The following is a 9,243-nucleotide window of genomic DNA, read 5'->3' as shown; positions in this document are numbered from 1 at the left end:
CAGCAAAGCGGTGACCAACAAGGGCAGCAGCAAAGCGGTGACCAACAAGCAAAGGAGCATGTAAACAACCCTGAAATGGCAAGAAGCATTGTTGACCAATTGCGTGATGGCTTAGGTGAATCAACTGTTGATGATCATACTATTGATAATAATGATGTTGTTGAAGCAGCTAAAGAAGCTGGATTAAGTGAATCTACAATGGATCGCTTACGCCTCAAAGAAAGAAGTATTGAAGAAATTGAAGCGATTTCAGCTGAAAATGCTTTAAGAGCTCAGCAGGTTGGTCAGGAAATGGATACTATTCATTCTAGACTTGATGAAAATCAGCAAAAAGAAACTACAGCGGGAACGAGAGGCGGCTATTATAAGCAAAAAACTAAACTCGGTGACGAAGGAAAGATTTCTTGGAAGGTAGCGGTTTCTGAGAGTATGGAGCCTGGTAATTCTTGGGATACGCAATACACAGAAGAAGAGTTGATAGATGAGTACTTTTCTATTCCGAGTATGTATAACGGAGTATTTTACCATTCTGAGCAGAAGGATGGTTGTGCAATCTTCCTTATTGATACAAGTGGCTCAATGAATAGGAAGTTTATCGGTGATTTATTTACTGAAGCATTGGCATCGGTAGACCTAAATGACCCTTCCTCTGGATTCTCCGAGATATTACTTTTCCCTGCCGATGTGGATGTTAAAGACGTATATTGGAGTTTAACTCCTGAAAACAAAGCCGAAGTTATCGATGAAGTAATGGACTACGGTGGTGGTGGTACCGATTTTACTAACCCAATTAGGAATTCCCTTCTAAAAGCTGAAGAATTAGAACTTGAAGTACATACCGTTGTTTTCGGAACTGACTTAGGGGCTCCAGCACCTAACTTTGGTTATATTGAAGATCAAATAGAAGCCGATAATTTACCTCCTGTAATTTTTATTACTGATAGAAACGAAGCAGCCGCTAAAGGCTTTGAACTCGAATGTGAAGGTTATGCGACTGTATTTTCATATGCAAATGATTTGGAGATAGTTCTAGCAGATGTTGAAGATGAAATTGAACAAGCTTTAACTGAGTTGAACTCTATGGAGATAATGAGTGAAAGCGATCATGACTTCCAAATAGTTCACCCATTCATCCAAAATGGTATGTAAGGTAAAGATGACTGACTATGTAATTGTTAATAAAAACACTTCTAATGTAGCTTTAAAGTTGCCAATACTGACTGCTTTAAAGCTGACGTCTGAATATTATCAGTATCATTTTAAGAATAGAGCCCCTGATGGTATTAACTACATTAAAAGTAGAGGCTTTAATGAAGAAACCATAGATAAATTCCAATTAGGCTATTCACCATCGAGCTTTACGCAGCTCTTAGCCCAAAGTAAGAACGCTGTTTGGCGAGATAAGGTGAAGAAATCCATTGGTTACTCGCTAAATGATGATGAATTGACAGAAACAATTAAGGTCTTATTAGAACTTGGGGGGGTTGTTAAGAGCAATGAGAAGGGTTCATTTGACCGATTTAAAGGTCGTGTAATTTTCCCAATATTCGATTTAGATAATAACATTGTGAGTTTTGGTGGTCGCAAGATCAATGATGAAGCATATGGCCCTAAGTATCTGAATGGTTCCGACTCTCCAGTATTCCACAAAAATGAAGTAATCTTTGGCGAGCATTTGCTAAATCGTCTACAAAAAGTTGATCGAGTGTTGGTTACTGAAGGTTATATGGATGTGGCGACATTGCATCAATTTAGATATGAAACGGCTGTAGCAACAATGGGAACATCTATAAACGAAAATCAAATTGAACGTTTATTTCAATACACGGATTGTTTGCATTTTTGTTTTGACGGTGATGAGGCTGGCATTAAGGCTTCAAAAAGAGCTGTTAAGCAATCCCGTGCCGCCCTATCCGGCAATCGTAAAATCGTTATTACAATCCTTCCTGATGGAGAGGACCCTGATTCTATATTGAGGTCAGAAGATACAGTTGACGAAGCTAGAGATGCATTTAACATTCATCTAAATAACAGTATTAGCATTGAAAACTACTTGCTAAATTTAACCCTAGATGAATTAAACTTGAAGTGGGGTCAAGACAATCAATATGTGTTTGCTTCACTTTTAAATGATGTTGTAAAAATGCCAACAGATAGCATGATTGCAAATAAAATTAAGCAATTCATTAAAATTGAGTCTCACCGAAGTGCTCAAGAGTTCGAAAACATAAATTCTCTAGAGTTAGTTCAGTCGTTTAGATAGCTAAAGCAATCTTTAAACTGAGCATTTATAATAGCCCTCCCCTCTAAGATAACTTAGTTCATTTCTATGCGAATATTGCAAGGTTTCAGTGGCCGCACTCCTATTTGAGTCCACTGAAATTACGCATTTTGATTTGAATATTCCTCGTCCCTCGCAAACCCCAATCAAAACCGTGCGTTATAAGTATGCTACGGCCTCCTATTACTCAACGTAAGGCCCAATGGGGGTGTTTGAATAGTAGATTCAAGGTTTTGGTAAAGACGCTTTAAAACAGCCTTTAAGAAGCATTTAAAGGGCGATCATCATAAAGATCCAAAAAAGGATCTAAACTGGATCTTAATCATAATCGTAGATCTAAAACTGTAGTTTGCGGCACTGTTGTTTAGCTTGTAGCTAAACAACAGTGACGGAAACTCGCAGTCTACTTGTTGACTGCAGCTCTTGATCTCATGTTGTAATTTTCGAAATTTAGTGTGAGATGATTTTTGTTATATCTCTTTATAGAGATATATAGAGAGGGTGTTTTTTAGTCTAATTTTTTGAAAAATCCAACTAAAACCGACCTTTTATGTTAGACCATATAGAAATTTAGTTGGATTTATTAGAAATTTAGTAAATCTTTCTAGAAAATCCAACTTGGCTTAAGTTGGATTTATTAGAAATAATAATTCATTTCCTTTTGCTTCTGGGTATGAATTCCTCTTCTTTATCTAAACCAAGCATCTTGTCTTGCTTGGCTGCTTGGCTCGTGGTTGGTGTATTTAACAGGCTTTCTTCTGCAACTTGTCGAGCTGCGTCTTTATCGTCTAGTTTCTCTGAAAAAGGAATGCTCTTAGAGATACTTGCTTTGGTCTTAGTTGTACCCTTAACCTTACTTAGCGGATTGTTATCTTCATTTTTTGATGTGCGCTTTGTGGCTTTATTTTCATCAATTAAGAGGTTGCCATTTAAGGTCTGAAGAATGAGGGGGCTTTCTATTGAATATTGATCTTTTGGAGGTAATTTGTTTGCTTTTAAATGGCGAACGAGTATCTGGTCTTTTTTATTTTTTAATGAACTGGACCTCATAGCATGTGAAGAGCTATTTACCTTATATGCAAGAAGTATGAATTTGCTTTTCGACTGTGACGCAGAAAAGCCGCTACCACCACTACTTGTTAGTTCATCGACATTACTTTCTTTAGCTTTAGTGATGTGATGAGTAACTAGTACTGCAATATCAGCTTCTTTGGCCAGAAAATTGGAAGCAATGTTGAATTCTATGTCACCAGTTATGTCATCTTGACCAGAAAGGCAGTTTCTAGCGTTATCAATTACCAATAAGTCGAAATCTTTGGCCGTTTCGATCAATTCGTATAATTCCAGACTGTGCTGATAAACGGCTGTCGTTTTTGGTATTAATGGTATCTCTTCGCTGTAGTGATAAAAATTCTGCTCTAAAAGTTCTATCTCTGATAATGCAAAATTTTCTTGTTTATTTAGAATTCGTTCCTCGATATCTTCGTGGCCATCTTCATAAGCAAGGTATAGGACTTTCAACGGCGGATTTGAACTACAGTTCAAACCAGTAAAATTGGTGCCGAGCGCTACGTCTGTTGCTATCGAAATGGAAAGGTCGGTTTTCCCTACGCCGCCAAGTCCAATAAGATAGCCAACTCTTTTTTTTTGCAATCCATAAAGGACGAAATCGCTAGGTTTTTGTTTATTGATCGAAGCCCTTTTAAGGCTCAGCTGGATCAGTTTGCTCATGTCTTTCTCATTAATTTTTGCTATTAGGTCGAATGATTGCGTTACATGCTAAGCTTTTCGAATCGTACTGGACCTCAAATGTTACATTGAGGATTTTTTCAACGTGATGAATTACGTTTCTATCTGTAAGCGTTCTAAGGGTGCGTAGTACTTTTGTAGTTATGTATGTGCCACCTTTTAAGCTTTTATTGTTGTAGTAATCCATTAACCAAAAATACAAATCATGTTTACATAAATACTGCGTTGTATGTGTCGCTAAGCTCTTAACGAAATCATCTACATTTTGTTTAATGGGGATTTGAGCAAAGTGAGAAAACTTTTCTCTAGTTATTGCGGAGTTCTTAGCGAGAGATTTCACATAAAACCTTGATACCCCAATTATTTGATGAGTAAAGAACTCCGGGGTAATTCTATTTTTATTCTTTATAAACCCAGAATCTTCGGTATTGATAATCGGCAAATAAAGGTGGTCAACGAATTTGAATGTATCTTCATCGATGAAGTGGTTATCACCACCGATAGGTTGATATCTTATCTCTGCTGAACTTAAGTTGTTCAATTGCGCGACTAGACGTTCCCTGGTCTTAGCATTATAAGTCCCCTTCCCCATGAGCTTTGCAACAACCCTCATGTCTACGACGTAGAATTGCCATTCATCAGACGAGAAGATTTTCATGTCTAATCGAGAGCGAACTTTGCGAGGTAAATAGGAAGGGTCGGTATTAAATGGCTCATTGATTTTTTCAGAAGACAGTTTTATGTACTTCAAAAGATCACGCACCGACATGTCAGCGATGAGATATTTAGGTAAGTGTCTCCCGGTCAAAATCATGTATTCGAGGAGTGAGCGGTCTTCAGTAAATAATGATGTCTGATACACATCAACTTTGATGGCCTCAAAATTCACATCTGGACGTTTGAACCAGGGCCTTTCTACAATTCCCCCATACATATGCTTTTTCAAAATGTAAGCTTCAACCCCTTCGGCCCCTTCTTCGTAAATTTTGGACGCTAGAGTTTTAGTTGATTTTGTGTCAAGAAAAATATCGTTGAATATGGTTGTTGCGATTTTTTCGGGTATGTAGTTGTACTTCTTTAAGTGCTCAACCAACTCGCTCTTTTCATCATTGTCAATTAATTCAATTAATACAGTTTTATCGTCTGATCTATTACTCATGAGATAAGTTCCGTTATGGCTAGATTGTATGGAGTTTATCGATCTTGATCAGCAAATGGATCATTTCACTTGATCATAACTAAATATTGGTTTATTGTGATTTCCGGTTTAAATGCTAGTGTTTATTTTGACAGTTGAATCTTGGTTGAGAACTTTTCTAAACCTACCAACTTAACTGGTTAAGCATTTTTATTAAAACCAACATCCTCAAAGATGGATTTCCTCTAATTCCATCTTGATATTACCACATTTTCAATAAATCTAACTTTTTTAAGTTGGATTTTTCAAAAATATAACCATGCTCAACATAATTTCTAAGAAATCCAACTACATTCACCATTACTGACGCTTTGATTCCTTTGAGGTTTGAATTTTCTGTTTATCTATAACGTACATTCAAAGAATCTATGATCATGGAGGAGTTCTTTTGTTGATCTCACTCTACACTTTTAAGTTCTTAGTCAGTGCGTTAATGCCCTAATTTTTAACGAGTTTTTCACATAATAATGTTTGCTCGCAGCTAGTGTCGTCAGGCAAATTTAAAGGTTGAAACTTTTTAAAGAGGGACATTGTTAATACTCTGACTTATCACTCTAAGTTGTTGAAAACCCCCTATATTCACTGTGAAGCTAGGGTTAACTTACAGCCAATAGCTTATCTTCTAAGCTCATACTTTTTACTCCGTATTTACCGCTTTGCTCTAGTAACTTTGACACATTCATCTCGGCCACATTAGCCATTTCAGTGCTTAGTTTTAAATGATCGATAATCGAAATAACACGGTGAGCCAAATTTTGCTTATTTTGGCGATTTTCAGTATTGAAATTAAAATATTTTTCTGGATCGATATGGTACTTAATCATGAGAGCTGAATACTGACTCTTTAAAACTTCCAGGTCAGCTTTAGAGTGCCCGATGGCCGTGAGCTTTTCATTAAATTTAGAAAGGTCCTCAATTGCTGCTTCATAGTGTTTCTTGATTTCCACCGATTCTAATAGTTTTCTAGAAAACTTTAATGACTTAACCACTTTCATTAAGCGTGGGTATTCTTTGCTTTCTTTAATTTCTTTCGCTATTTTTCGACCAATCAAACATTCAATTAAGGTGTCGATATCGACGAACTTATCCTGATACATCAATAACCAGGTGCGATATGTTGACTCTCTCTGACTGAGAGTGGCAGGGTTATCGAAAAACACACAATTTGCTCTTGCGTCAAAGCCACAAAGTATATGCATTCTTGAGTAGTCGAGGTTCATTTCGATAAAATCTTTAACAGCTTGAGCTACAGAGTTGATGCGCCCTACTCCGTCCATCATAGGCTTGTATTTTTTACGCTTTTCATTTCGAATTTTTCTTACATTGATCAAGATTTTGGCTTTGTCATCCCTGTGAGTTTTCATGTCTACAACATCTGGGTGCGAATTTAAGTCAGAGATTTTAGAGTTAGCAAAGTCGTAAGCACCTATCTCATTGAATAGCCACGTTCGTTTAAGGTGCTCTATAAAAACTTTTTTATATGTTGATTTAACCTGCAAACCGCCTTCTCCAAATAAATCAGTAATGACTTGGTAGCCATTGAACTTACGGAACCGGTATGCTGGCGACTCTGATCGAGAATTCATCCAAAACTCAAGGTAGTGATCATGTTGCCTCAACGCTCTTTCCATACCACCGTTCCACTTCCAAAGGCTAAATAATTCATTGTCTACATCGATGTTCAATACGTTGAGAATGTCATCTGTTGTGTTATTGATGGTTGCTTGATAGTTGATCAAGGTTGACTCTAGCGTTGACTCAAAATGAGGTTTAAGAACCTTTATATCAAGAATGCTTCTATCCTTTAGAATAGGTTCTAAGTTTAAAGGATATGAACGCACTCTGGAATTTCCGAATATGATCCCATTTTTCTTTTTCAAGATGACTCTCGGTGATGCTTCCTTTATGCGTGAAACTTTGATTGGTGAGGTTCTTGCTACCTGCCCTACCTTTATTGGTTTTAAGTAAGGAATGCTCACTGAGGCTTTCCCCGCGTTGCTATTTATTGCATGCACCTCTTTGTTCAGTAATTCCATGACTTCAACATCTAACATGTGACGTGTTTTGTCATCAAAGTGCTCGAAGTGATCAATTAGATTTGAGTGAGCAATGTTAATTAACTCTGCCTTGATGTTGTCTTTTAGCTTCATAGATAAGTTAGATTGAGGAGATGTGACGTTTGAGATTTGTATGTTATTCAGGCGTATGTATACGCTTCTTGAATCTAGGCGAATAGACCCTATGATTTCACCCTCCTTTCTATCATCAATAGATAGGTATGCTTGGTAAGAGGCATTTAGATCTATTGATTCCTTAGAGGTCGACTTAATCGAACAATTCATATCTTGCTCAACTAAACCACCTAGGAAATGTTGAGGCAGACTAAAATACTCAATCAGCGGGGTATTCATATTTATGAAGTCCATATTGGTATTCGTATTCTCATGCATTGTTTTTAGAGCTACAGGATTGGGTAGCGTTCTATCCAACTCTATTCTTCCACCAAGGGCTTCAATTTCATTGTGGGTTTTAGGCCATGAAAGTGATTTACCTTGCTCAGTGACCATCTTCCATATTTTCAAGGGTCTGTATGGCAGAGCTGTTATACCGTCAATAGCCCATTTAGCGGATAGTAAGATTGCGTGTCGCTCGCTGAAAACATTGAACTGTGGGATTTGTGCTTCGGATACGTACATGTCCAAAAATTCATTTTTCGTAGCTTGAGCGATATTGGGATCGTTCAGGATGTCTGAATAACCTTCATGTTGTTCTAAAGTGTTATTTTCTACATGTTCAGCGAAGTCTTTTGCAGCTTTGATGGAATCAGCAGTGAGTTGTGATGCGTACCATATAATTTTCTCCAAAAAATGAGATTTTAAGATATTTGGTTGAAGTAATATGCGATTAAGGCCTACTTCGTCATAAGCTTTAGCGTGAAAGGCTCGGTTTTTATTGTTTGTGTTACCAATTCTGAATAGCCAATCTCTTAGGCGAAGTGCTTTTTCGGCACCCAATAAACTATATCTTGGGTATTTTGCTGTTTCGATTCCAGAGTTTTCGTATTTTGACATTGTACATGTGAAGCATCCAAACCTCGCAGTACCACTACAAGAACTGGATTGAGTCTTACCAATTACAAGCTCGCAAACATCATTTGAACCATTGCCATAAAGTTCTAACAAGAGTCCAAAATTGCTCATGTAGCTTTCAATGTTTACGTCTATTGTCCATTTTGATATTGGGTGAGCACCAATCAAAGCAAGTAATTCAAATACATCGTCATTCGTCAGTTCAGCAATAGGTGCCACTTGAAATAGGTTTTTAGCAATACCGGATCGTTCGATTTTCACGATCTTATTACTTAATTGCATTTTATTCATGTTTTCAGATCTTCGAGAGCTCTCCTTATTTCTACTACCCAGAGCTATGTGGACTGATTTGAATTTATTAGGCAGTTTAGATAAGACTTTGGCTAAGTGTTTTTCGGCGGGCCCGACTTTTAGTATCACAGAGCAGTCACCAGCTCTAAGTGGGGATGGGATAAGTTTTGAAGCACTAGCCCAACGGATAAAGAACTCATCACTAAGTTGTGGTGATATTTGTTGGTAGTTCAGGTTGATGCCTGATTCCTTTGCATACATAACAAGTTTTTTTCCTGCAAATGAGCTGAACATATTCATAATGATTGATTCGCTCTTAGTGTTCGTGCAATACGATATGAGTGGTCTATCAGCTTCAATTAACCCTGCCTTTATAGCACGCTTGTATGCTTCTAAAACGATGATTAATGTCAAACTACTATCTTTTCCGTGACTAAGTGGAACGCTATACACAGCGCCGTCAATTAGCGCTTCTATGACAGAGTTAACTGCATCAATGAATAGACCATGCAGAAATATGTGTCGTTCACGTAGCTTGCTGTCAACCACGTTAACTAAATTCAGCTTTCCAGTTCTATCAAATAAATCAATCATAATTCACCGAGAATTCTTATTTCGTCTTCATTAAATATGAT

General features: G+C 37.3%; 5 protein-coding genes. 2 read left to right on the top strand and 3 right to left on the bottom strand.

Annotation, left to right across the window (positions count from 1 at the left end):
• A partial coding sequence (locus tag AB4496_RS05180) for a hypothetical protein (RefSeq protein WP_372130660.1) occupies positions 1-1,149 on the top strand: 1,149 nt, incomplete at its 5' end.
• A gap of 7 nt (positions 1,150-1,156) precedes the next feature.
• On the top strand, positions 1,157-2,263 hold the full coding sequence (locus AB4496_RS05175; protein WP_170962713.1) for a toprim domain-containing protein: 1,107 nt from the start codon (positions 1,157-1,159) through the stop codon (positions 2,261-2,263).
• Positions 2,264-2,932: 669 nt separating this feature from the next.
• Here AB4496_RS05175 and AB4496_RS05170 read toward each other — a convergent pair.
• The 3 genes from AB4496_RS05170 to AB4496_RS05160 form a co-directional block, all read right to left on the bottom strand.
• Positions 2,933-4,012, bottom strand: coding sequence for an AAA family ATPase (locus AB4496_RS05170; protein ID WP_102257428.1), 1,080 nt, complete (start codon positions 4,010-4,012; stop codon positions 2,933-2,935).
• Between the two features lie 10 nt (positions 4,013-4,022).
• Positions 4,023-5,189 (bottom strand): hypothetical protein, encoded by a 1,167-nt coding sequence (locus AB4496_RS05165; RefSeq protein ID WP_102257427.1) that lies wholly within the window; start codon positions 5,187-5,189, stop codon positions 4,023-4,025.
• A 635-nt stretch (positions 5,190-5,824) separates the two neighbouring features.
• The gene (locus tag AB4496_RS05160) at positions 5,825-9,202 is read right to left on the bottom strand and encodes a hypothetical protein (protein ID WP_102257426.1); all 3,378 of its coding nucleotides are present in this window, start codon (positions 9,200-9,202) and stop codon (positions 5,825-5,827) included.
• Between the last annotated feature and the right edge of the window lie 41 nt (positions 9,203-9,243).

Source organism: Vibrio sp. 10N.222.46.A1, assembly GCF_041473595.1.
GTDB lineage: Bacteria > Pseudomonadota > Gammaproteobacteria > Enterobacterales > Vibrionaceae > Vibrio > Vibrio tasmaniensis_A.
This window is presented reverse-complemented; position numbering and strand designations above follow the sequence as displayed.